This is a genomic window from Frankia sp. BMG5.23 (assembly GCF_000685765.2).
In the GTDB taxonomy this organism is placed as follows: Bacteria; Actinomycetota; Actinomycetes; order Frankiales; family Frankiaceae; genus Frankia; species Frankia casuarinae.
The window spans coordinates 58,825-80,784 of record NZ_JDWE01000009.1 but is presented as its reverse complement, the minus strand read 5'-3'; the positions used below and the strand labels follow the sequence as shown (position 1 = coordinate 80,784).

The 21,960-nt window shown below is 69.5% G+C and carries 20 protein-coding genes; 19 read left to right on the top strand and 1 reads right to left on the bottom strand.

Annotation, left to right across the window (positions count from 1 at the left end):
• Positions 1 to 160: 160 nt before the first annotated feature.
• The 19 genes from mutM to BMG523DRAFT_RS06550 all read left to right on the top strand — a co-directional run bounded on the left by mutM (position 161) and on the right by BMG523DRAFT_RS06550 (position 20,647).
• Positions 161 to 1,132, top strand: coding sequence for a bifunctional DNA-formamidopyrimidine glycosylase/DNA-(apurinic or apyrimidinic site) lyase (gene mutM, locus BMG523DRAFT_RS06640; protein WP_011437976.1), 972 nt, complete (start codon positions 161 to 163; stop codon positions 1,130 to 1,132).
• A 206-nt stretch (positions 1,133 to 1,338) separates the two neighbouring features.
• Positions 1,339 to 2,109, top strand: coding sequence for a DUF2786 domain-containing protein (locus BMG523DRAFT_RS06635; protein ID WP_011437975.1), 771 nt, complete (start codon positions 1,339 to 1,341; stop codon positions 2,107 to 2,109).
• Positions 2,110 to 2,516: 407 nt separating this feature from the next.
• A complete protein-coding gene (locus BMG523DRAFT_RS06630) occupies positions 2,517 to 2,828 on the top strand; it encodes an acylphosphatase (RefSeq protein ID WP_035731396.1) in 312 nt (103 codons plus the stop codon).
• A 213-nt stretch (positions 2,829 to 3,041) separates the two neighbouring features.
• Positions 3,042 to 3,239, top strand: coding sequence for a hypothetical protein (locus tag BMG523DRAFT_RS06625; RefSeq protein ID WP_023840227.1), 198 nt, complete (start codon positions 3,042 to 3,044; stop codon positions 3,237 to 3,239).
• A gap of 347 nt (positions 3,240 to 3,586) precedes the next feature.
• Positions 3,587 to 7,309: an AAA family ATPase gene (locus BMG523DRAFT_RS06620; RefSeq protein ID WP_043590663.1), complete on the top strand. Its 3,723-nt coding sequence runs from the start codon at positions 3,587 to 3,589 to the stop codon at positions 7,307 to 7,309.
• A 63-nt stretch (positions 7,310 to 7,372) separates the two neighbouring features.
• The gene (ftsY, locus tag BMG523DRAFT_RS06615) at positions 7,373 to 8,617 is read left to right on the top strand and encodes a signal recognition particle-docking protein FtsY (protein ID WP_043590661.1); all 1,245 of its coding nucleotides are present in this window, start codon (positions 7,373 to 7,375) and stop codon (positions 8,615 to 8,617) included.
• 389 nt (positions 8,618 to 9,006) lie between these two features.
• Entirely contained in the window at positions 9,007 to 10,560 is a 1,554-nt protein-coding gene (ffh, locus tag BMG523DRAFT_RS06610) for a signal recognition particle protein (protein ID WP_011437971.1), read from the top strand.
• Positions 10,561 to 10,808: 248 nt separating this feature from the next.
• Positions 10,809 to 11,255 carry a 30S ribosomal protein S16 gene (gene rpsP, locus BMG523DRAFT_RS06605; protein WP_011437970.1) on the top strand — a complete coding sequence of 149 codons (447 nt, stop codon included), beginning with the start codon at positions 10,809 to 10,811 and terminating at the stop codon, positions 11,253 to 11,255.
• The gene (locus BMG523DRAFT_RS06600; RefSeq protein ID WP_011437969.1) at positions 11,256 to 11,489 is read left to right on the top strand and encodes an RNA-binding protein; all 234 of its coding nucleotides are present in this window, start codon (positions 11,256 to 11,258) and stop codon (positions 11,487 to 11,489) included. It begins immediately after the preceding gene.
• 47 nt (positions 11,490 to 11,536) lie between these two features.
• Entirely contained in the window at positions 11,537 to 12,076 is a 540-nt protein-coding gene (gene rimM / locus BMG523DRAFT_RS06595; RefSeq protein WP_011437968.1) for a ribosome maturation factor RimM, read from the top strand.
• Positions 12,077 to 12,198: 122 nt separating this feature from the next.
• Positions 12,199 to 13,011 (top strand): tRNA (guanosine(37)-N1)-methyltransferase TrmD, encoded by an 813-nt coding sequence (trmD, locus tag BMG523DRAFT_RS06590; protein ID WP_011437967.1) that lies wholly within the window; start codon positions 12,199 to 12,201, stop codon positions 13,009 to 13,011.
• Positions 13,012 to 13,231: 220 nt separating this feature from the next.
• On the top strand, positions 13,232 to 13,588 hold the full coding sequence (rplS, locus tag BMG523DRAFT_RS06585; RefSeq protein ID WP_011437966.1) for a 50S ribosomal protein L19: 357 nt from the start codon (positions 13,232 to 13,234) through the stop codon (positions 13,586 to 13,588).
• 184 nt (positions 13,589 to 13,772) lie between these two features.
• A complete protein-coding gene (lepB, locus tag BMG523DRAFT_RS06580; protein ID WP_011437965.1) occupies positions 13,773 to 14,831 on the top strand; it encodes a signal peptidase I in 1,059 nt (352 codons plus the stop codon).
• Positions 14,828 to 15,550, top strand: coding sequence for a ribonuclease HII (locus BMG523DRAFT_RS06575; RefSeq protein ID WP_011437964.1), 723 nt, complete (start codon positions 14,828 to 14,830; stop codon positions 15,548 to 15,550). The genes lepB and BMG523DRAFT_RS06575 overlap by 4 nt, the downstream gene beginning before the upstream one ends.
• On the top strand, positions 15,547 to 15,843 hold the full coding sequence (locus tag BMG523DRAFT_RS06570; protein ID WP_011437963.1) for a DUF2469 domain-containing protein: 297 nt from the start codon (positions 15,547 to 15,549) through the stop codon (positions 15,841 to 15,843). Before BMG523DRAFT_RS06575 ends, BMG523DRAFT_RS06570 begins: the two co-directional genes overlap by 4 nt.
• Before the next feature lie 300 nt (positions 15,844 to 16,143).
• Positions 16,144 to 16,500: a YraN family protein gene (locus tag BMG523DRAFT_RS06565; RefSeq protein WP_011437962.1), complete on the top strand. Its 357-nt coding sequence runs from the start codon at positions 16,144 to 16,146 to the stop codon at positions 16,498 to 16,500.
• Positions 16,500 to 18,035, top strand: coding sequence for a YifB family Mg chelatase-like AAA ATPase (locus BMG523DRAFT_RS06560; RefSeq protein ID WP_043590659.1), 1,536 nt, complete (start codon positions 16,500 to 16,502; stop codon positions 18,033 to 18,035). The genes BMG523DRAFT_RS06565 and BMG523DRAFT_RS06560 overlap by 1 nt, the downstream gene beginning before the upstream one ends.
• Before the next feature lie 98 nt (positions 18,036 to 18,133).
• The gene (gene dprA / locus BMG523DRAFT_RS06555; protein WP_043590682.1) at positions 18,134 to 19,474 is read left to right on the top strand and encodes a DNA-processing protein DprA; all 1,341 of its coding nucleotides are present in this window, start codon (positions 18,134 to 18,136) and stop codon (positions 19,472 to 19,474) included.
• A gap of 87 nt (positions 19,475 to 19,561) precedes the next feature.
• Entirely contained in the window at positions 19,562 to 20,647 is a 1,086-nt protein-coding gene (locus BMG523DRAFT_RS06550) for a tyrosine-type recombinase/integrase (RefSeq protein ID WP_368671088.1), read from the top strand.
• On the opposite strand, the gene BMG523DRAFT_RS25840 is transcribed toward BMG523DRAFT_RS06550, so the two are convergent.
• Entirely contained in the window at positions 20,632 to 21,762 is a 1,131-nt protein-coding gene (locus BMG523DRAFT_RS25840; RefSeq protein ID WP_235462913.1) for a M23 family metallopeptidase, read from the bottom strand. The two genes, BMG523DRAFT_RS06550 and BMG523DRAFT_RS25840, sit on opposite strands and share 16 nt — an antisense overlap.
• Between the last annotated feature and the right edge of the window lie 198 nt (positions 21,763 to 21,960).

Sequence of the window (21,960 nt, the reverse complement as noted above, 5' to 3'; positions counted from 1 at the left end):
TTCGCTTCCTGGGCGCTGGCGACAGGCTCGGTGGTGGCAACAGCTTCAGTGGTGGCAACAGCTTCAGTGGTGGCAACAGCTTCAGGGGTGGCAACAGCTTCATCGAGCCACGTCGAGGGTCCGGTGTCATCCCACTGACCCGACCCGACGACCGGAGATCATGCCAGAACTCCCCGAAGTAGAGGTTGTTCGCCGCGGTCTGGAACGTGGTGTCGTCGGTCGCGTCATCGCATCGGTTGACGTCCACCATCCTCGTGCGGTGCGCCGTCATCTGGCCGGTGCCGCCGACTTCTCGGCGCTGCTCGTCGGCCGCCGGATAACGGCGGCACGACGCCGCGGCAAGTATCTGTGGCTGGTACTTCAGCCGCCGGTAGACCATGCGGCGTGCGCTCCGGTGGTTCCAGAAGAACCACCGGAGGAGGAATCAGCTGCTGTGCTGGCCGAGATGTCTCCGCCCGCCCTGCCCCCAGGTCATCCGGCCCAGGGGGATGCACTGATCGCCCATCTCGGGATGAGCGGACAGTTGCTCGTCGTTCCACCCGCCACCCCCGACCAGAAGCATCTGCGGATCCGGTTCGTCTTCACGGACGGAGGACGCGAACTGCGATTTGTGGATCAACGCACCTTCGGTGGCCTGGCGGTCGCAACGGGGGAAGCGGATCTGCCTGCTCCCGTCGCGCACATCGCCAGGGATCCTCTGGATCCCGCCTTCGACGAGCGGCTCGTCACGGAGAGGATGCGTCGACGCCGTACCGGCGTGAAGCGGGCCCTGCTCGATCAGACACTTGTCAGCGGGGTCGGGAACATCTACGCGGATGAGGCCCTGTGGGCCGCGAAGCTGCACTACGCGCGGCCGACCGAGACCCTCACCCGGGCGGAGGTCGGCAGGCTGCTGGGTTGCGTGCGGACGGTGATGATCGCGGCTCTTGAGGTGGGCGGTACGTCCTTCGACCGCCTGTACGTGTCGGCGGACGGAGTCAGCGGGCTGTTCGAACGGTCGCTACAGGTGTATGGCCGCGCGGGTCGGCCGTGCACACGATGCGGAGACGCGGTGCGCCGGGACGCTTTCATGAACCGGTCGAGCTTCACTTGCCCCACCTGCCAGCCGCACCCAAGACGGGCCAGGTGGTAAGGTTCGATCACACGTTCGAATCCCGCGGCTCTCGGGTGGGGTGCCGGGCGTGGCGTCCGCGATAGTCGGGTGGGGAGCCAGACCTGCCGCGGCGTTCACAGTTATCGCCTCGTCCAGGACCGAGACCGGGCTGCCGGGATCGGTGAGGCATCATCCGGCACGTCGGTTGGCTGGCCTGCCCCCGACGCGACATGGACGGAGACGCGATGAATCCGGATGCCCTGCTCGGTCGTATACGGAAGCTGTTGGCGATGGCGGAGGCGGAGGGGCTGAGCGAGGCCGCCCGCGAAACCTATAACAGCAAGGCGGCCGAGTTGATCGCCCAGTACGGGATCGACCGCGCGCTGGTCGAGGAGGCGTCGCCGCACCGCGTCGAGGCGGCTGACCTGGTGGTGGCCGTCGATCCGCCCTATGCCCGGGACAAGATCTCGTTGCTCGCGGGCATTGCCGCACCGCTTGGTTGCCGGCTCGTGTACCGGACCGAGCAGCGTGCAGTGGGGACGGGGCACTCCGCTCATCTGTTCGGGATGGATGCGGATATCCACCGCGTGCAGATGTTGTTCACCTCGTTGCTGGTCCAGCAGGCACAGGGATTGGCCCTCGCCCGTCCACCACGCCAGGAGGACCCGCGGGCGTTTCGTCGGTCGTGGATGGCAGGCTTCGCGGTGGCGGTGGCGGAGAGACTGACCAGGACGGAGCGGATGGCCCGGGAGCGGGCGCAGACCCAGCAGACGCAGACCCGGGAGAACGGATCGGACCGGCCCTCGACGACGCCGTCGGTGGCCGTCGTCCTGGCGAATCGAAGCCAGCGGGTGGACGCGCACCTGGCAAGAGCCTATCCCAGGTTGCGAGCGCCAAGGACACGCCAGCTCTCTGGGAGCGGCGGTCGTGCGGGCTACCAGGCCGGCGAGCGGGCTGATCTTGGCCTGGGTAGCCGGGTGTCCAGCCGCGTCTCACCGGCGATCGGCATGAGGTAAATCGTATGGGTAGTAGTTACGCGTGGTACTGACTACTGCTTGCCGCCCGGCAGATTGGGCACCGCTGTCTGGGTAGGCCCTGCGGTACGCGGCGGGGCGTAGCCAGGACCAATAATCTTGTCTGCGCTGTCGACCGGCTCCGGGGTGACCTGGCGGTCACCATCGGTGCTCGCGCGTGGGACGGGTAGTGTGCCGCCGTCCTGAGAGAAGTTCTGGCCGCAACCGCTGAGAAGGAGTGCCGAGCCGAGAGCTCCACACGCGAGTAGCACGGCAGCGGACCGGCGGCGGAAACGTGGCCGGTCCGGCCGTTCCAGCCGATGATCACCCTGCCGCCGTGTCTCTTTCGGCCGGCCTGCCATGTCTGGGAAGTATGTGGTATCCACAATGGCCAGTACCCTACCGTGCTGATGAGCGATGTATCCGCGGAGCAGAGGGAGTCCGGACACGCCGTGGTCCGATTCACTGCCCGGGTCGCCGGCCTTGTCCAGGGCGTCGGCTTTCGTGACTACGTGCGTACCCGGGGCCGGCGCCTGGGCCTGGTCGGATCCGCCACCAACCTCCCGGACGGGGCGGTCGAGGTGGTCGCGGAGGGGCCGGAGCCGGCCTGTCGTGACCTTCTGCACTTGTTGATGACGGGTCACACCCCTGGGCGGACGGACAGGGTGGAGGCTGTGTGGCAGGTGGCGCAGAGTGATCTGACCGACTTTCGACGAAAGTGACTGGTTGCAGACGCTGCGTTGTCGGAACTGTCGTGGGTATGACCGTCCGCTTTTTGCATGTTCACCGGACCGGCTCGGGAGCATGTGGCATGCTCTTGACTTTCGGTCACTCGACATGGGAGCCTGGAGTCATTGTTTGGGGCGCACTCTGATCTGTTCGGATCTTGTGCTGTCTGACACCCACTAGGTCACTCATCGTGGAGGACCATCACTATGGCGAAGGCCCTTTTTGGCCACGTCGGTTCCGGCGGCGACTTGCGTCTCTCTTGCGAGGTGCGTCGGCTTCGTGCCCGAGTAGCGGAGCTCGAGGCAGAACTGGCTCGAGTACGTGAGGTTAACGAGGCGTTGGTGGGTGGTGTCGACGTGCCGGAGGATGTCCGGGCGCTCGACGCCGAACCGGCGTTCAGCTGAGCTGGCGGGGCGTTCCTCGGGGAGGCGCCCCCTCGTAGTGGGTATGCCCGGTTACGTGGGCAAGACTCCGTTTCTACGGGCGTCATGATCGCTGAGATCGTCGAATCGGTCGTTTTCCCGGCTGGCTCGTCCCTGCCCAGTGATGTTGCCCGTGTGTCTCGGATCACTTTGGCGGCTCTATGTCCAGGAAGAGCCGGGCAACCTCACTCCCCGCCTTCTTCGTACTTTTTTCGGAGCGTAGCCTGCTGGGTGCTTCGGGTGGCCGACTAGGATGGCTCTGTCGAACGTCGGCTGAGTCCGGCCATCCCGGGTCGAGCCGGTGAACCCTTCCAGCGCTCCGGAGACTGGTGCATCTCAAGAACCTGACCCTGCGGGGCTTCAAGTCCTTTGCGAGCTCGACCTCCCTGCATCTCGAGCCGGGAATAACCTGCGTGGTCGGGCCCAACGGGTCGGGCAAGAGTAACGTCGTTGACGCCATCGCCTGGGTACTGGGGGAGCAGGGTGCCAAGGCCCTGCGTGGCGGCACTATGTCCGATGTCATCTTCGCGGGCACGCCCGCTCGCCCGGCCTTGGGGCGCGCCGAAGTACTCCTGACGATCGACAACTCGGACGGCGCGCTCCCCATCGAGTACACCGAGGTGACCATCGGGCGACTGATGTTCCGCAGCGGCGAGAGCGAATACACGATCAACGGTACCGGTTGTCGCCTGCTGGATATCCAGGAACTGATGAGCGACTCGGGTATCGGCCGAGAGTTGCACGTGATCGTCGGCCAGGGCCAGCTCGACGCGGTCCTGCACGCGCGCCCGGAGGATCGCCGTGCGTTCATCGAGGAGGCCGCCGGCGTCCTCAAACACCGTAAACGCAAGGAGAAGGCACTCCGCAAGCTCGAGGCGATGTCGGCGAACCTCACCCGCCTCACCGATCTGTCCGCCGAACTGCGTCGGCAGTTAGGGCCGCTCGGTCGGCAGGCGGAGATCGCCCGTAAGGCCGGTGTGATTCAGGCTTCGCTACGGGACGCCCGCCTGCGCCTTCTCGCCGACGATCTCCATCGTGCCCAGGTCGCGATCACCTCCGACCTCGCGGACGAGGAGGCATTGCGGGCGCGGCTGACGACCACCGAGGCCGCTCACGCCGCGGCCGCCCGCCGTGAGGAGCAGCTGCAGGCCGACCTGACGGCGATCATTCCGCGCGCCACCGGCGCCCAGGAGACCTGGTACGCCCTGGCATCCCTGCGGGAACGGCTGCGGGGCACCCGTTCCCTCGCCGTCGAACGGGGTCGCCTGTTGCGTGCCGCGACCGACGACGTACGTGGGCGCCGCGACCCCGAGGAACTGGAACAGGAGGCCACGGCGGTCCGGGAGCAGGAAATCGCCCTCACCGAGCGGCTGGAGCGTGATCGGGATCTGCTCGCCGAGGTGGTCACCAGGCGTGCCGATCTCGAGGCCGCGCTCGCTCAGGAGGAGAAGGAACTGATCGCCGCGGCACGCGCGGCGTCTTTTCGCCGTGAGGAGATCGCGCGCCTTGCCGGCCAGGTGGAGGCCGCCAGGTCCCGTGCCACCAGTGCCGAGAACGAGATAGCACGGACGACCGAGGCACTCGACGCCGCGCGGGAGCGGGAGACCGAGACCTCGGCGTCACGTTCGGCCCTCGAGATCGAACTCTCTCGGATGGAGAGCGCACGGGAGGATCTCGCCGAGCAGCACAGCGCGGCCGTGGCAGTGCATGCCGCTGCCGCCGAGCGGCTCGAGGTCCTGCGCGGTGAGGAGCGTAGCGCCGAACGTGACCGCGCATCCTGGGCCGCGCGATGCGACGCGCTGCACCTCTCCCTCTCGCCGGCCGACGGAGCCGCGGCACTGTTGAGGGCTGCTACCGGCGCACAGACCGGGCAGACCGCCTCGAACACGGCGGAGGACTCGGCTCCGGCACTGGATCCGACCCTCGAGGTGATCGGCCGGCTGGCCGGCGTCCTGAGCGTGACCGCCGGCGCGGAGGCGGCCATCGCCGCGGCGCTGGGCCCGGCGGCGGACGCCCTGCTCGTCGGCACGTCGGGGGATGCCATGGCGGCCTTTGCGTGGCTGCGGGAAACGGATGCCGGCCGAGCAGCGCTGGTGGCCGCCGTCACCGTCGCGGATGAGCCTGACGCCTGCGCCGGCCCTGACGCCTGCGCCGGCCCTGACGCCTGCGCCGGCCCTGACGCCTGCGCCGGCCCTGACGCCTGCGCCGGCCCTGACGGCAGCGCGGCGATCGTCCCGGGGGCGGCCAGCGCCGACGGTCCGCTCCCGGCCGGTGCCGTTGCCGCGCTGGACCTGGTGGAGATCGGTGACGATCGGTTCCGTACCGCCGTGTCGTCCCTGCTCGCCCGGACTGTCGTGGTCGAGGATCTGGCGGCGGCCGAGCGGGCCACGGCGTTGCGCCCCGACCTGCGGGTGGTCACCCGCGCCGGCGACGTCATCGGTGCCCCCCTCTCTATCGGTGGCAGCGCGAACCCGCCGTCCGCGATCGAACTGCAGGCCGCGGCGGACGAGGCCGAGGCCGGCGTGGCGGAGGCGACCCGTCGCGTCGAGTCCGCCCACGAGGCGTTCGAGCCCGCGCGTGCCGAGGTGACCCGGGCCCGTACCGCCATCGACGCGGCACTGGCGGCGCTGCACGGGACCGATGCCCGGCACCGGGCGCTGTCCGAGCAGATGGCGCGGCTCGATCGTTCGGGAGGGGCCGCGGCATCCGAGATCGCCCGGTTGGAGGGCGCCCGATCACGGGCCGAAACAGCCCGTGATCGGGCATACGGAGCGTTGACCGAGCTCGAGGCGTCGCTCGCCGCGACATCGGAGCAGCCGGAGGCGGGGGAGCGGGCTCCGGATGAACGAGACCGGCTCGTCGCGGCTACCTCCGCCGTGCGCGCCGCCGAGGTCGAGGCCCGGTTGGCCGTCCGTACCAGCGAGGAGCGGGTGCGAGGCCTGCAGGGACGCGCCGACGGACTGATCCGCGCGGCGGCGAACGAGCGGGCGGCACGGGCCGCGGCGGCCCGTCGGCACGAGGTCCGCGAGCGGCAGGCGGCCGTCGCGACGGCGATGGGGGATGCGGCTCAGGTCGCTCTCGACCGACTGGACCATTCGCTGGCTCGCGCCGCGGCGGGGCGGGAGGAGGCCGACGCACTGCGCAAGGCCGCCGAGACGGAGCTGGTCGGGGTGCGTGACCAGGGGCGCGCTCTGGCCACCGAACTCGCGGCGCTGCGCGACGCCGCCCATCGCGACGAGCTGGCCCGAGCGGAGAAGCGGCTGCGGGTGGAGACCCTGGAAGCCAAGGCTCTGGAGGAGCACGGTATCGACGCCGATGACCTGGTGGCCGAGTTCGGCCCGGACACGCTGGTCCCGCCGGATGAGCCCGACGGCACCGCGGCGCCGTTCGATCGAGCCGAGCAGAGCGCCCGGGCCGCCACCGCGGAGAAGCAGCTGGCCCGGCTGGGGCGGGNGAATCCCCTGGCCCTCGAGGAGTTCGCCGCGCTTCAGGAGCGGGCCGCGTTCCTGTCCGCGCAGCTCGAAGACATCAAGAGCACCCGCCGGGATCTTCTGCTGGTCGTCGAGGAGGTTGATCTGCGGGTGCGTGAGGTCTTCGCCGTCGCGTTCGCGGACACCGCCCGTGAGTTCGAGATCGTCTTCTCGACGCTGTTCCCGGGCGGTGAGGGCCGGCTGGTGCTCACCGATCCTGATGACATGCTCACCACGGGCATCGAGGTCGAGGCGAGGCCGCCGGGAAAAAAGGTGAAGCGTCTGTCGCTGTTGTCCGGCGGGGAGCGTTCACTGACCGCACTCGCTCTCCTGCTCGCGATATTCCGGGCCCGCCCTTCGCCCTTCTACGTGCTCGACGAGGTCGAGGCAGCTCTGGACGACCGCAATCTCGGCCGACTGCTCGAGGCCATCGAGGGTCTGCGTGAGAAGTCGCAGCTGATCATCATCACCCACCAGAAGCGGACGATGGAGATCGCTGACGCCCTGTACGGCGTGGCCATGCGGGGCGACGGGGTGACGACAGTGATCAGTCAGCGGCTGCGGGAGCGGGCGGCGCTCTGACGCCGCCGCCCTCCCGCCGGGCGAGCGCCACGGCCTTGTGGCGTCATCTGTCAGGATCGGTACGTGGAGCTCCTCATCCTGATCGTCGTCATCACCGTCGTCGTACTGGCCACCGTGGGCCTGGTGGCCGGCACGGCCCTGCGTCGACGCCCCCGCCGATCCATCGAGGAAGGCCCGCGCCCGGGCGCCGACTACCGTCCCGGGGTCGGTGACGACGCCGAGGTACCCCGCGATTCGGCGACCAGGACGGTCGACGACATCGGTCTTCCCGATGTGCTGCCGCCATCCCCGACGGAGAGCGATGGCGTCGGCGCCCCGCCCGCCGAGATACCGGCCGCGCCGGGGATCCCGGTCCAGGAGCGGATCCCACCGGAGGCACCGCCGCCGGCAGCCGGCCGCCTCGTCCGGCTGCGCCTGCGGCTGGCTCGTTCGCAGAACGCGCTCGGTCGCGGACTGCTCTCCCTGCTGTCCGGCGACAATCTCGACGAGGACGCGTGGGAAGACGTGGAGGCGACCCTGCTCCTCGCCGACGTCGGGGTCACGGCGACCACCGAGCTGGTCGCCGCGCTGCGGGAACGCACGAAGGTGCTCGGTGCCCGCACGCCCGCGGATGTGCGGGAGATGCTGCGCGACGAGCTGCTCGCCCAGATCGGTACGACGACCGACCGATCGCTGCGCACGACGGCCCCGGATCGTCCCGCCGTCGTGCTCGTCGTCGGTGTCAACGGCACGGGCAAGACCACGACCTGTGGAAAAATCGCGCGGCTGCTGGTCGCGGACGGGCGTACGGTCGTGCTGGGCGCGGCGGACACGTTCCGTGCCGCGGCCGCGGATCAGCTTCAGACCTGGGGTGAACGGGTCGGCGCGATCACGGTCCGCGGGGCCGAGGGGGGTGACCCGGCGTCGGTGGCGTTCGATGCGGTCCGACAGGGCACGCAGAGCGGCGTGGACACCGTGTTGATCGACACCGCCGGCCGGCTGCACACCAAGGCAGGTCTGATGGACGAGCTGGCGAAGATTAAAAGAGTGGTGGGCAAGCACGGTCCGGTCGACGAGGTGCTGCTCGTGCTTGACGCCACGACCGGTCAGAACGCGCTTGTCCAGGCGCAGGTGTTCACGCAGGCGGTTGATCTCACCGGAGTCGTGCTGACCAAGCTGGACGGTACGGCCAAGGGCGGGATCGTCATCGCCGTGCAGCGCGAGCTCGGTATGCCGGTGAAACTGATCGGCTTGGGAGAGGGTCCAGACGATCTTGCTCCCTTCGAGCCGGAGGCGTTCGTCGACGCGCTGTTGGGCGAAGCCGGCTGATCGATCGAGTGGCCGCCGGATCGACGAAGACCACAACGTGCTCAGCGTCAAGACCTTCCGGTCGTTCGGCATGTGACCTAAGCTTCATCACTGAGCGGAGCTGTGGGGCTCCGCGGTCAGCCGCGACATGTTCCTCGGTGTTCTCCTGGCTGGGGGGTGAGCGTCCGGCGAGGCGTCTCGCCCTCCTCAGCGCAGAGGGCGGACCCGGCAGGTGAATGACCAGGCCGGCGTCCGTGCGGGCATGCCTCGCCGGGCCGCGCACGTCGCGTCCGCGTCGATCGGCCGATGCGTGACGCCGTCGGTTGATCGGACACGGGGGTGTGCTGCCTTCGTCGTCGGGTGCGTACGCTGGTCCCTGCGGTCCGTCTGCGATCTCGGAGTGTGTGCGCGTGTTCGACACCCTTTCCAGCCGCCTCGACAAGGTCTTCGCGTCGCTGCGTGGCAGAGGGCGCCTTACCGATGCCGACATCGACGCCACCGCGCGGGAGATCCGGGTGGCTCTGCTCGAGGCGGACGTCGCGCTCCCGGTCGTCCGTGGCTTCGTGGCCGCGGTGAAGGAGCGTGCCCGCGGCGCCGAGGTCAGTGCGTCGTTGAACCCTGCCCAGCAGGTAATCAAGATTGTCAATGAGGAGCTCGTCGCGATCCTCGGCGGCGGCACGACGACGCTGCGGTACGCCAAGACCCCGCCGACGGTGATCCTGCTCGCCGGCCTGCAGGGAACGGGTAAGACCACCCTGGCCGGCAAGCTCGGGCGCTGGCTCAAGGCTCAGGGTCACACCCCGCTGCTGGTCGCGGCCGACCTGCAGCGTCCGAACGCGGTCAACCAACTGCAGGTGGTCGGGGCGCGGGCCGGGGTGGAGGTCTTCGCGCCCGAGCCCGGCAACGGGGTCGGGGATCCGGTGCGCGTCGCGCGCGACGCGCTCGCGCACGCGCACCGGCAGGTCTTCGATGTGGTCGTCGTCGACACGGCCGGGCGGCTCGGCGTCGACGAGGAGATGATGCGGCAGGCGGCCGACATCCGCGACGCCGTCTCACCGGATGAGATTCTCTTCGTCCTGGACGCGATGATCGGTCAGGACGCGGTCGCGACCGCGAGCGCCTTCGCCGATGGCGTGGGATTCAGCGGCGTGGTCCTGACCAAGCTCGATGGCGACGCGCGCGGTGGTGCGGCCCTTTCGGTCGCCCAGGTGACCGGTCGGCCGATCATGTTCGCCTCCACCGGTGAGGCCCTGGACGACTTCGACGTCTTCCACCCGGAACGCATGGCGTCGCGGATCCTCGGCATGGGTGACGTCCTCACCCTCATCGAGCAGGCCGAGAAGGCGTTCGAGGCCGAGCAGGCCGAGGCCATGGCGGCGAAGATGGTCGCCTCCGAGTTCACTCTCGAGGATTTCCTCGAGCAGATGCTCGCGGTCCGCAAGATGGGCCCGATCGGCAACCTGCTCGGCATGCTGCCGGGGATGGGCCAGATGAAGGATCAACTGGCGCAGGTCGACGATCGGGACGTCGATCGGGTGGTTGCGATCATTCGGTCCATGACGCCGACGGAACGGCGTGATCCCAGGATCCTGCAGGCGTCCCGCAAGGCTCGGGTCGCGCGTGGATCCGGGGTCACGGTCACCGAGGTCAACCAGTTGCTGGACCGGTTCGCCGAGGCCCGCAAGATGATGCGACAGATGGCTGGCGGCATGGGGATGCCGGGGGGGATGGGTCGAGCGAAGGCCGCCTCGGCTCGCAAGGCCGCGAAGAAGGGCAAGGGAGCCAGTCGCAAGGGTAATCCGGCGGCACGGGCGGCCCAGGCCAAGGCGCAGAAGTCCACTGCGCAGGAGCGGGCGGCGAAGGGCCCCGCGCTTCCGGACGGCATGCCGGATCTCTCGGCGCTGATGCGGCAGCAGGACGGCTTCGGTGGGATGCCGCCGCGCGGCCCCCGCGGGGGCCGTTGACCCGCGCGATGCGGCCGTGGGGCGGGTGCACGGGCTCCCCGCTCGTGTGCGGCGGTCACGATCTGGCAGACTGTAAGCTCAATACAGGCCCTGCCTGCCAGCGTCGGTGTGGCTGCCCTCATTCCTCGCGGTGTCGCGCGGGAGATGTGTGAGTGGCTGTCCGGCGCGGGTGCTTCCCACCACCGGGGCTCCATGCGCAGCCATGGAAAACCAGTGGTCATCGACATGTCTGGAGCCGTTCGACCACCGTGGCAACCAAGATTAAACTGCAGCGTCTCGGCAAGATGCGCGAGCCGCACTACCGCATCGTCGTGGCCGATGCCCGTACCAAGCGGGATGGTCGGGTCATCGAGTCCATCGGGCAGTACCACCCCAAGTCTGACCCGAGCATCATCAAGGTCGACGCCGAGCGGGTGGGGCACTGGCTCTCGGTCGGTGCACAGCCCACCGAGCCCGTCCTCGCGATCCTCAAGGTCACCGGGGACTGGCAGAAGTTCAAGAACCTGCCGGCGCCCCCGCCGATGAAGGTCGCCGAGCCAAAGGCGGACAAGCGGGAGATCTTCCAGGCGGCCGCGCGGGCCGCCGCGGGCGCCGAGGACCGGCCGGCGACCACGCCGAAGAAGGCCAAGAAGTCCGGGTCGGCAGAGGAAGCGGAAGCCGCCCCGGCCACGGACGCACCGGCCGCGGGGCAGTAGGTGCTGGAGGCGGCCCTCGAACATCTCGTGCGAGGCATCGTCGATCACCCCGACGACGTCCGGGTGGACCTGAACAACGGTCGGCGTGGACGCACCCTGGAGGTGCGGGTGCACCCCGAAGATCTCGGGAAGGTCATCGGTCGGCGAGGTCGTACCGCTCGTGCGCTGCGCACGGTGATGGGTGGTGTCGGAGGCCGGGGCCTTCGGATCGACGTCGTCGATGTGGATCGTTAGGATCTGTCGGCGTTGTCGCGAGCTTCGTCCTGATTGCCCGAGAAGTCGTGGCTGAGGAGATCGTCGTCGGGCGGATCGGCCGTCCGCATGGCATCCGCGGTGAGGTCACGATCGAGATTCGTACCGACGTGCCCCACCGCAGGTTTGTCGTAGGGGCGGTCCTCGGTCGCGAAGGGGGGGGGACTGCGCTCACCGTCTCCGGCGCTCATTGGCACTCGGGCCGCCTGTTGCTTCACTTTCGCGGGGTGGACGATCGTGGCGCCGCGGAGGCGCTGCGCGGCGTGCTCCTGACCATCGACGCGGATCAGGCGGGATCGCCGCTCGACGACGCCGACGGTGACGGCGAAGCCGTGGAGATGTGGTGGGATCGGGACCTGGTCGGCCTGCGGGCGGTGACCACGGCGGGCATGTTGTTGGGGCACGTCACCGACATCATTCACTCCCCTGCGGGAGACCTGCTCGCGATCGGCGGCCCGGACGGTGGCGAGCATCTCGTCCCCTTCGTCCGTGACATCGTGCCGACCGTCGACCCCCCCGCCGGCCGGATCGTCGTGGATCCGCCGCCCGGCCTGCTCGATCTCGATTAACCCGGGTCCTGGGCGGGAAGTCGGCTGCGCGCCCTCGGCCCGGTCTTCGGCTGGCGGGTAGATCGGGTTTCTGGGCAGGCAGCCGATATCTCTGAAAGAGCCGATATCTCTGAAAGCAGCCGATGCGCGCCGACATCGTCACCATCTTCCCGGCCTATCTCGAGCCCCTGCGTCTGTCGCTCGTGGGCCGGGCTCAGGAGCACGGAACCCTGCAGATCCATACACATGATCTGCGGATGTGGACCACGGATGTTCATCGCACCGTGGATGACGCCCCCTACGGGGGAGGCCCGGGGATGGTCATGCGGCCCGAGCCCTGGGACGCGGCGTTGTCGCAGATCACCGCACGAGTGGCCGATAGCCGGCCCCGGGTCGTCGTGCCGACCCCGGCGGGGACTCCGTTCACTCAGCGCCACGCCGAAGAACTGGCGCGCGAGCCCTGGCTGGTGTTCTGCTGCGGGCGCTACGAGGGCATCGACGCCAGAGTGATCGAGACCTGGGCCGATGACGAGATCTCCATTGGAGACTATGTGCTGGCCGGGGGCGAGGCCGCGACCCTGGTGATTCTCGAAGCGGTTACGCGGCTGCTGCCCGGAGTACTCGGTAACAGCGCCTCAGTCGCCGATGACTCTTTCTCCGACGGCTTGCTGGAGGGCCCGGTCTACACCCGTCCGCCGGTATGGCGGGGGACCGAGGTGCCGCCCGTTCTCCGCTCAGGCGATCATGAGGCGATCGCCCGCTGGCGTCGTTCCCAGGCGCTTCGTCGTACCCTGTTGCGGCGCCCGGACCTCCTGGAACACCGCGAGTTCGCCGAAGCGGACCGAGTCGTACTCGCTGCCGCCGCGGCCGAGGCGGCCGGGCGGATGCTGCCGGCCCCCACCGAGGGGACGGGCCTGATCCATCATCGTGACGTCGAGGGGCCGGGCGAGGGGTAGGGCGGTCCGCTCTCTCTCCCGGGTGTGGCACAGTAGGATGCAGTGTCCGTCGGTTCGTGACCGGTTCGGGCGGCCTCGGGTCGCATGTCTTTCCCGCGGGACACCTCGCGGTGATTGCGTCCACCCATGCCGGCCGGGTCGGCCTCGACCACGGATTGTCCACCTCGGTGCGTTCCGGGGCCGCGGACCATCCATCTCAACTCTTCAGGAAGCGACTGCCATGCACACCCTGGACAGCCTCGACGCCGAGTCGCTGAGGACCGACGTGCCCGAGTTCTGGCCGGGCGACACCCTCAAGGTCCACGTGCGGGTCGTCGAAGGAAACCGTCAGCGCATCCAGGTCTTCCAGGGTGCCGTCATCCGCCGCCAGGGTGGCGGGGTGCGGGAGACCTTCACCGTCCGTAAGGTCAGCTTCGGCGTAGGCGTGGAGCGGACCTTTCCCCTCCACAGCCCGATCGTCTCGAAGATCGAGATCGTGAGCCGTGGTGACGTCCGACGGGCCAAGCTGTACTACCTGCGTCAGCTGCGCGGTAAGGCCGCCAAGATCAAGGAGAAGCGTGAGCCGGTCGCGCGCTGAGGCCACCGCCACCCCGTGACGCGTCCGGATTCTCCATCCGCGACTTGCCGGTTGCCCGTGCAGGTGGCGCCGCCGTTGATGGACGAAGATAGGCGGCACGGTCCGCAACGCTGTCGCAAGGTGCGGCTGGTGGCACGTCGACCGGTCCGATGAGGTTTGACGGTCGATTCTGCGAGGTGGCGGCGTGAATGCATCCGATCCCAGTGGGCCTCGGGTACCGGGAAGAACCGATGGCGGTCAGCCGGACGGTGCGTGGCCGAGCCCTGCGGCCGAGCCTGACGGCCCGAAGGACCAGGCACAGCCCGACGGTCCGGAAGCCACCGGTCGTCGGGTTTCCCGGCCCGAGGCGGCGCGGACCCGTGGCCGTGGCTCGTTCCTCCGCGAGCTCCCGGTCCTTGTGCTGATCGCCTTTCTGCTCGCCCTGCTCATCAAGGCTTTTCTGGTCCAGGCGTTCTGGATCCCCTCGGAGTCGATGGAGCGGACGCTGCTGGTTGACGACCGGGTTCTCGTCAACAAGGTCGTCTACCACTTCCGCGACGTGCACCGGGGTGAGATCGTCGTCTTCAATGGCAAGGGAACCGGATTCGATCATGCCGAGTCCGTCGTCCCGCCGCCGAGCAACGCGTTCAGCAGGTTCGTTCGTGGCGCGCAGAACCTGTTGGGTCTCGGGGCCCCGAGCGAGACCGACTTCATCAAACGCGTCATAGCGGTCGGCGGCGACACGGTCGCGTGTTGCGATACCGCGGGCAGAGTCTCGGTCAACGGCCATCCGCTCGACGAGCCGTACGTCTACCAGAACGACTATCAGCGGTTCGGTCCGCTGACCGTCCCGGCTGGCTACCTGTGGGTGATGGGTGACCATCGCGGGGCCTCCTCGGATGCCCGGCAGAACGGACCGATCCCGAAGCATGCGGTGGTGGGACGGGCCTTCGTCCGTGTCTGGCCACTTGGCCGGTTCGGATTCCTGGGCGTTCCGAACGATTTCGCCGGGATTCCCGCCGCGTCGGTGCTGCCTCCGGCTCCTCGTGCGTCGGCCGGGTCGACCACATCCGCCGCGCTGTCTTCTACCGGCGACGCCGTGGTGCCGCTGCCGGGCTACCCGGCCACGGATGACGTATCCCTGTTCGCCCTTGCCGTGCTGATCCCTCCGGCGTGGACCGCCACCCGTCGGCCTCGCCGGATGCCACGAGGATCCACGCGCACGCGCGCACCAGGGACGGCTCGCCGCCGCGGTCCGTCATGAGACACTACGGTGTCGCTCTTCGCCGGGATGCCGGGCTGTTCGGTTACGAGCGCGCCCTGAACAGGCATGGTCTCGGCCCGGTCGCAGGGGTCGATGAGGCGGGTCGTGGGGCATGCGCCGGACCCCTGGTCATCGCCGCGGTGATTCTGGCTCCGGAGGCTCGTCAGCGGCTGGCGCGGTTGGCTGACTCCAAGCTCCTGACCGAGCAGATCCGTGAGAGCGTTTTCGAGGACGTGATGGCCGCCGCCGCGGCGTGGTCGACCGTCGTCATCTCCGCGGCCGAGATCGATCGGGTCGGCTTGCACGTGGCCAACATCACCGGAATGCGACGCGCGGTGGCGCGCCTGTCTGCGCGCCCGGGTTACGTGCTCACGGATGGATTCGCGGTCGCCGGTTTCGGAGTGGAGTCGTTGGCGGTGGTGAAGGGAGACCGGGTGGTCGCGTGCGTGGCGGCAGCTTCGGTCGTGGCGAAGGTGACGAGGGACCGGATCATGCGTGCGTTGCACACGCGCTATGCCGAGTACGATTTCGCGCAGCACAAGGGATACGTCACCGCGGCCCACGCGGCGGCGCTGGCGCGCTGCGGACCGTGTGACGAGCATCGGATGTCGTACGTCAACGTGGCTGCGCATGCGGCGACGACGAGGGAAGCACGATCGTTGCGGCTGGAGGACAGGGTGCTTGTGACCAGCCGGCATGGCGTCACGGAGACTGTATGAGCGCGGAAGACCTCGAGAAGTATGAGACCGAGATGGAGCTGCAGCTCTATCGCGAGTACCGCGACGTGGTGGGGCTGTTCTCGTATGTGATCGAAACCGAGCGCCGCTTCTACCTCGCGAACGACTACCAGATCGAGGTCAGGAACAGCACGGACGGCGAGGTCTTCTTCGAGTTGATCTTGCGGGACGCCTGGGTGTGGGACATGTTCCGGCCTGCGCGTTTTGTTAAGAATGTCCGAGTAGTCACCTTTAAAGATATCAACGTCGAGGAGTTGACCAAGGCCGAGCTCTGACGCCGACTCTCGGCGTCACGCTTTCCCGGCCCGGCTGCCTGATCGCCTCGGCATCTTGATCGTCTCGGCGGTATGTTCGGCGGATCGGCACCTCATTCCGGTCGGCTGTCGCCTGGATCGACGGTGCGATTCGACCCGTCACCGAAGTCCGTGATGACCCGCTGAGATGTCCGCCCAGCTCGCTCCTGTGGAGAAACTCTCGTCATCCACATGTCGATCATGTGGATGGCTCTCCGGCCCGCCCACGTCCACGCTGGTCACGACCGGCGGGCACCCGTCCCCCGGCGAACGGGAGCGGCGATGCGGGCAAAGGACGCACTGGGCAGGTTCGGCGAAGATGTCGCCGCCCGCCATCTGGCGGCGGTCGGCGCCGAGATCCTCGACCGTAACTGGCGCTGCCGCGAGGGCGAGCTCGACCTCGTTGTGCAGGACGGTGAGAGCCTGGTGTTCTGCGAGGTCAAGACCCGATCCGGGACGCGTTACGGATCGGCCGCCGAGGCCGTCGTAGGTCGCAAGGCGGCTCGGATCAGACGCCTGGCCGCCCGGTGGCTCGCCGAGCACCCCCACGCCTCGTCCTTGGTGCGTTTCGACGTCCTCCTGGTGTCCCGTCCTTCGACGGGTCCGGTTCGTGTCGAGCACATCCGGGGAGCGTTCTGATGGCTCTCGCGCGGGCCCGGGCGGTGGCGGTCGTCGGGGTCGAAGGTCACATCGTCGAGGTGGAGGCGGATCTCGCCGATGGTCTTCCGCGGCTGACTCTCATCGGTCTGCCCGATGCCGCGTTGCATGAGTCGCGGGATCGGATTCGCGCCGCGATCGTGAACTCGGGCCAACGGTGGCCTGATCGGCGCATCACGCTCGGGTTGTTCCCCGCCACCCTCCCGAAATCGGGCAGTGGTTTCGACCTGGCCATGGCGGTGGCGATCCTCACCGCGGCCGGCGTGGTGCCGCGCGCCGCCCTGCTCCGTCGGGTACTCATCGGCGAGTTGGCGCTGGATGGCCGGGTGCGCGGTGTCCGCGGGGTGCTCCCGGCGGTACTTCGGGCGGTGGCTGCCGGTGTCGAACGGGTCGTGGTGCCGGCGGGCAACGCCGCCGAGGCGGCGCTGGTACCGGGCGCGGTGGTGGAGCCCGCTGTCGATCTCATCAGTGTGCTGGCGCTCCTGCGGGGAGAGATCGCCGCCGAGCCCGTGGCGGCCCCCACGACCGAAGCTGCCTCCACCGACGGTCAGGCCGGGGATCTGGCGGACGTGGCGGGGCAGAGCAGGGGCCGGCTGGCCGTCGAGGTCGCGGCGGCCGGTGGCCACCACCTGTTCATGCAGGGGCCGCCCGGCAGTGGCAAGACCATGCTGGCCGACAGACTGCCCGGGTTGCTGCCGAACCTTGGTACCGAGGCCGCTCTCGAGGTGACCGCGGTCCATTCGGTCGCCGGCCTACTGCCCGCGGACTGCCCGCTCGTCACCCGACCGCCGTATCGCAGTCCGCACCACAGCGCGACCCCGGCGGCACTCGTCGGGGCAGGCTCGACGGTGATCCGGCCCGGGCTGGCCAGTCAGGCGCACCGGGGCATCCTATTTTTGGACGAGGCGGCGGAGTTTACCCGTCAAAGTCTCGATGCGCTACGTCAACCGTTGGAGAGCGGAGAGATCGAGATCGCCCGCGCTCGCGCGACGACCCGGTTTCCCGCCCGCTTTCAGCTGGTTCTGGCGGCGAATCCCTGCCCGTGTTCGAAGGCCCGCGGCCCGCGCGCGGCGGGCTGCGAATGTCCGAGCCTGGTCCGTCGGCGCTATCTGGCCCGTCTGTCCGGGCCGCTCCTGGATCGGATCGACATCCAGGTGGCGTTGAGTGCTCCGAGCCGGGCGGAGCTATGGGCGGACCGTGGCCAGGGTGATTCGTCCGCGGTTGTCGCGGCGCGGGTCGCCGCGGCCCAGGATGCGACCCGGGTCCGACTGGCCGGAACGCCGTGGCGGCTCAACGCGGAGGTGCCGGGGCCGGCGATGCGCCGACTGTGGCCGCTGCCGGCGAGGGCGACGGCCGTGGCCGAGCGGGCATTCGAAAGAGGCCTGCTCACCGCGCGCGGTCTCGACCGTGTCCTGAGGTTGGCGTGGACCTTCGCCGATCTTGCCGGGCGGGGCACGCCCGGTCCCGAGCAGTTCGGTGCCGCTCTGGATCTGAGATTGCCCGGGTGGTCGGCATGAGCGTGGGAGACCCCCGTGGGGACGCTCCTGACCGTGACGTGAACCGTGTCGCCCAGCAGGAAGAAGCCGCATCCGGTGCCGTCTTCAGGGAGTGGGACATGAGCTCGACGACTCCGCCGGATGCCCGGGGGGCGGATCCAGCTTCCGCGCCCGGGAGGGTGGCACCGGGTGACAGCGACTGGTCGGATCCCGAGCGGTTGGCCCGTGTCGCCCTGGCTCGCGTCTTCGGCCCGGAACATCGTCGCGCGGCCGTCGAGGTCAGGCGTCGGGGTGCGTCCGAGGTGTGGAACGCGCTCCGGGCGGCGCATCCGAGTGTCGATCCGCTTCGGGACCTGGACGCGGCATGGCGCGCCGGCGCCCGGCTGGTCTGTCCCCAGGACGCCGAGTGGCCCCTCGAACTGGATGCCCTGGACCGCCTTCGGGACGCGGGGGATGGTTCGGTGATCGGCACTCCACTGGCTCTGTGGGTTCGCGGTCCGGTCAACCTGAGCGAGCTCCCACCCCGGGCGGTCACAGTCGTGGGCTGCCGGACCGCGACCAGCTACGGGCTGCACCTCGCCGGAGAGATCGCGTTTGCGATGGCGGAACAGGGATGGGCCGTGGTGTCGGGAGCCGCGTTCGGCATTGACGCAGCGGCACATCGGGGGGCGTTGGCCGCAGCCGGACCGACGGTGGCGGTGCTCGCCGGGGGTGTTGACGTTCCCTACCCGACCGCCCATGTGGAACTGCTGGAGGAGATCGCCCGTACCGGGGCGGTAGTCAGCGAGGTGTCGCCGGGCACGCCGCCGTACCGACGCCGATTCCTCACCCGTAATCGCATCATCGCGGCTCTGTCCCGGGGGACGGTCCTGGTCGAGGCGGGCCACCGTAGCGGCGCGCTGAACACGGTCGCCCACACCCGTCGGCTCGGTCGTCCCGTCATGGTCGTTCCGGGACCGGTGACCAGCGCCATGAGCGCAGGCTGTCACCGGCTGCTCCGGGACTTCCGTGAACAGACGGTTCTGGTCACCGGGGCCGAGGACATCAGGGAGGAAATCGCGAGTATCGGATCGCTCGTACAGCGGCCGGCGAGCGGGAATGGCCCGCGGGACGGATTGTCCGAGGCGGTGCGCGAGCTTCTCGACGCGATGCCGGCCCGCGCTGCCGTCGGGGTGTCCGTGCTGGCGCGCCGCACCGGCCTGCGCCCCGAGGCGGTGCTGGCGATGCTGGGCCCACTCGCGGTGGAGGGGCTGGTCGAGAACGTGGCGGGCGGTTACCGCCTCACGGATCTGGGCCGAGCGCCGTCGAACCCGTCCCATCCCGCAACGTCCGGCAGGAGGTCCGGTACCCAACCGGGTGCCGCCCACGGCGAGGCGGATCGTTCCCCGACGCGCAGTACCGCGGATCCGGGACCCGACGGGGAAAACCCCGACGGCGAAAACCCCGACGGGGAGACCTGAGTCAGCCCGGATGCAATGTCCCCGGGTGCAGTGTCACGGACGCCGCGGCGTCTTGACGAGAACCATCGATGTTGCCACGGTCGTCTCATGGTCCTGCGAGGCGAGAGCGCCGAGGAGCCCGCCGACGGTCGGCTTCTGCCGCGGCAGCGCTCCCGAGCGACGTGTGGATCAGACGCCCGGCCAGTCGAGATCGTCGAGACACCCGAGTCCGACTGGGACACGGCGGTCGCGGGTTTTCTCCGCCACCTCATCGCGGAGCTGGCCCGATCTCCTGAGACCGTGCGTGCCTACGCCGCCGACCTCGCTAACCTGCGCGCTCATGCGGAGCGGATGGGCTGTTCGGTCCTCGCCGACCTCGATCTGGCGCTTTTGCGGAGCTGGCTCGCTTCGATGCGCGCCGCCGGGGCGGCGCCGGCAAGCCTGGCCCGGCGCGCCTCGATGGCCCGGGTCTTCTCTTCCTATGCGGCGCGCCGTGGCTTCCTCGACACCGACGTCGCCGCACGGCTCGTGGGTAACCGTACGGTCAGAAGGGTGCCTGAGGTGCTCACCGCCGCGGCCGCGCGTCAGCTCCTTGAGAACCCTTCGCCTGATGTGTCGCCCCCGGGCACGTCGCAGCCGTCCGGGCTGCCGGACTCGACGGCAGACTCCGAGCGGGTCGTACGGCGGGCGGTGGAGCTGCGGGACGCACTCGTTCTCGAGCTTCTGTATGGCAGCGGAATCCGGGTGTCCGAGCTGTGCGGTCTTGACCTGGGGCACATTGATGACGACCGAAGGTTGCTGCGGGTCCTCGGTAAGGGCGGCAAGGAACGCAGCGTGCCGTTCGGTGTGCCAGCGGTGGTCGCCCTACGATCCTGGAGATCAACGGGACGGCCGCGGCTGATGACCGCTCGTAGCGGGCGTGCGCTGCTCCTCGGCCTGCGCGGAGGTCGCCTCGATCCGCGCACGGTACGGCGGATTCTGACGACGAGGGTGGCGGCCGGTGTCGCTCCGGCCGGCCTGACTCCGCATGGTCTGCGGCATTCGGCTGCGACGCACATGCTGGAAGGCGGGGCCGATCTGCGCTCCGTCCAGGAATTTCTCGGCCATGCGAGTCTCGCGACCACGCAGATCTACACCCATGTGACACCGGAACGGTTGCGCGCGGCCTTCGAGCAGGCTCACCCCCGAGCCTGAGACAAGGCCGGGGACCCAGGGGAGCGATCTGCTGGGAGGAGGGGCAGGAGGCGGGGCGGAGTTCTGCGGAAGAACAGCAGGGGATCGAGGTAGTCCATCCCGCGCAGAAGCCCCCAGTGCAGGCATGCGGCCACCGGACAGCCTGGATGGCCATCGCTCATCCAGCCGAGCAGGTCTCCGGCTCGGACCGCGGTTCCGGGGCTGATCGCCGGCGTCAGTGGTTCGTAGGTCGTGCGGAGGTCGCCATGCGTGACGGTGACGATGCCGCGGTTCGCCACGGACCCGGCGAAACTCACCACCCCGTCGGCCGCGGCGAGAACCGGGGCGGCCGGAGAGGCCTTGAGGTCGACTCCGCGATGACCGGGTCCGTAGGGCGAAGGCGGGCGTTTGAAACCGCGGCTCACCGTGACGGCCCCCGACAACGGCCATCGCAGAGCCCGGACCCCGCCGCCGTGGGCCGGCGGTGCCGCGGAGTTCTCCGGTCCGACGTCGCCGGGTGGCGGGTCCGGGTGCTCGTCCCCTTCTCCGCCGCCCAGCGGGCCAGCGGCCGGCGGGGTCACGGCCGGCCGCGTTCGTTCCCCGGCCCGGCGGGCCGCCGGCCGGAGGGATCGTGGGGCGGAGGAAGGCCGGACGGCGGGAGTCGCCGGTCGTCGAGGTGACGAGGTCGCCTTCGGCGCGGGGGCCGGGGGCGAGGGGGCCGGATGTGCCGCCGGCGTCGACCGCGCCGTGGACGGAGCAGGTGTCGTCGAGGGTTCCGCCGACGTGCCGGGGGTGAGCCTGAGAGGAGGTGGGCCCGCGGTCCTCACCACAGCCCGAACCTGGCTGACCCCCAGAGCCTGCTCGATGACGTCGTGGCGGGGCTCGGTACCGAACCCGTCACCGGGGCCGAGCCCACCGGCGGAGTCGGTCGCACCGGACGGGGCAGACCGCCCGGGCTCGGACAAGGACTCGGGCAAGGCGGTGGTGCTCCGTTGCGGATCACGTGCCGCCAGGACGAGGCGTGGCCCGTCGGCGTGTGGCTTGATCGGCATCGTGACGGGCCGTCCCAGGGCGATCAGGATGGCGACCGCCGGGATGACGAGCCAGAGCGGGTCGAAGCGTGGCAAAGGGGGCATGACGGTGACACCTCCGGGTCCGGGGGAGGCGCGGCGGCCGGATCCGGTCCAGGTCCGCTCGTCCGGCCGCCGCTGTGCCGGTCCGAAGGGGGAGCGGACCGGCCTCGTCCACGGTGCGGCGTTTTGACGCCGTTGGGTAGACCGGCCGTGTGATCTGTGGATAACTCCCGCCGGGTGCTGTCGATGCCCGCGCTCTGT

Bases quoted from the DNA above. Each gene is read 5' to 3' on its own strand.
- BMG523DRAFT_RS06565 (WP_011437962.1), top strand. From the start codon at position 16,144: ATGCGGGCAAAGGACGCACTGGGCAGGTTCGGCGAAGATGTCGCCGCC.
- BMG523DRAFT_RS06635 (WP_011437975.1), top strand. From the start codon at position 1,339: ATGAATCCGGATGCCCTGCTCGGTCGTATACGGAAGCTGTTGGCGATG.
- BMG523DRAFT_RS06630 (WP_035731396.1), top strand. From the start codon at position 2,517: ATGAGCGATGTATCCGCGGAGCAGAGGGAGTCCGGACACGCCGTGGTC.
- mutM (WP_011437976.1), top strand. From the start codon at position 161: ATGCCAGAACTCCCCGAAGTAGAGGTTGTTCGCCGCGGTCTGGAACGT.
- BMG523DRAFT_RS06570 (WP_011437963.1), top strand. From the start codon at position 15,547: ATGAGCGCGGAAGACCTCGAGAAGTATGAGACCGAGATGGAGCTGCAG.
- BMG523DRAFT_RS06625 (WP_023840227.1), top strand. From the start codon at position 3,042: ATGGCGAAGGCCCTTTTTGGCCACGTCGGTTCCGGCGGCGACTTGCGT.
- BMG523DRAFT_RS06550 (WP_368671088.1), top strand. From the start codon at position 19,562: ATGGTCCTGCGAGGCGAGAGCGCCGAGGAGCCCGCCGACGGTCGGCTT.
- trmD (WP_011437967.1), top strand. From the start codon at position 12,199: ATGCGCGCCGACATCGTCACCATCTTCCCGGCCTATCTCGAGCCCCTG.
- BMG523DRAFT_RS06560 (WP_043590659.1), top strand. From the start codon at position 16,500: ATGGCTCTCGCGCGGGCCCGGGCGGTGGCGGTCGTCGGGGTCGAAGGT.
- rplS (WP_011437966.1), top strand. From the start codon at position 13,232: ATGCACACCCTGGACAGCCTCGACGCCGAGTCGCTGAGGACCGACGTG.
- BMG523DRAFT_RS25840 (WP_235462913.1), bottom strand. From the start codon at position 21,762: ATGCCCCCTTTGCCACGCTTCGACCCGCTCTGGCTCGTCATCCCGGCG.
- BMG523DRAFT_RS06575 (WP_011437964.1), top strand. From the start codon at position 14,828: ATGAGACACTACGGTGTCGCTCTTCGCCGGGATGCCGGGCTGTTCGGT.
- dprA (WP_043590682.1), top strand. From the start codon at position 18,134: ATGAGCTCGACGACTCCGCCGGATGCCCGGGGGGCGGATCCAGCTTCC.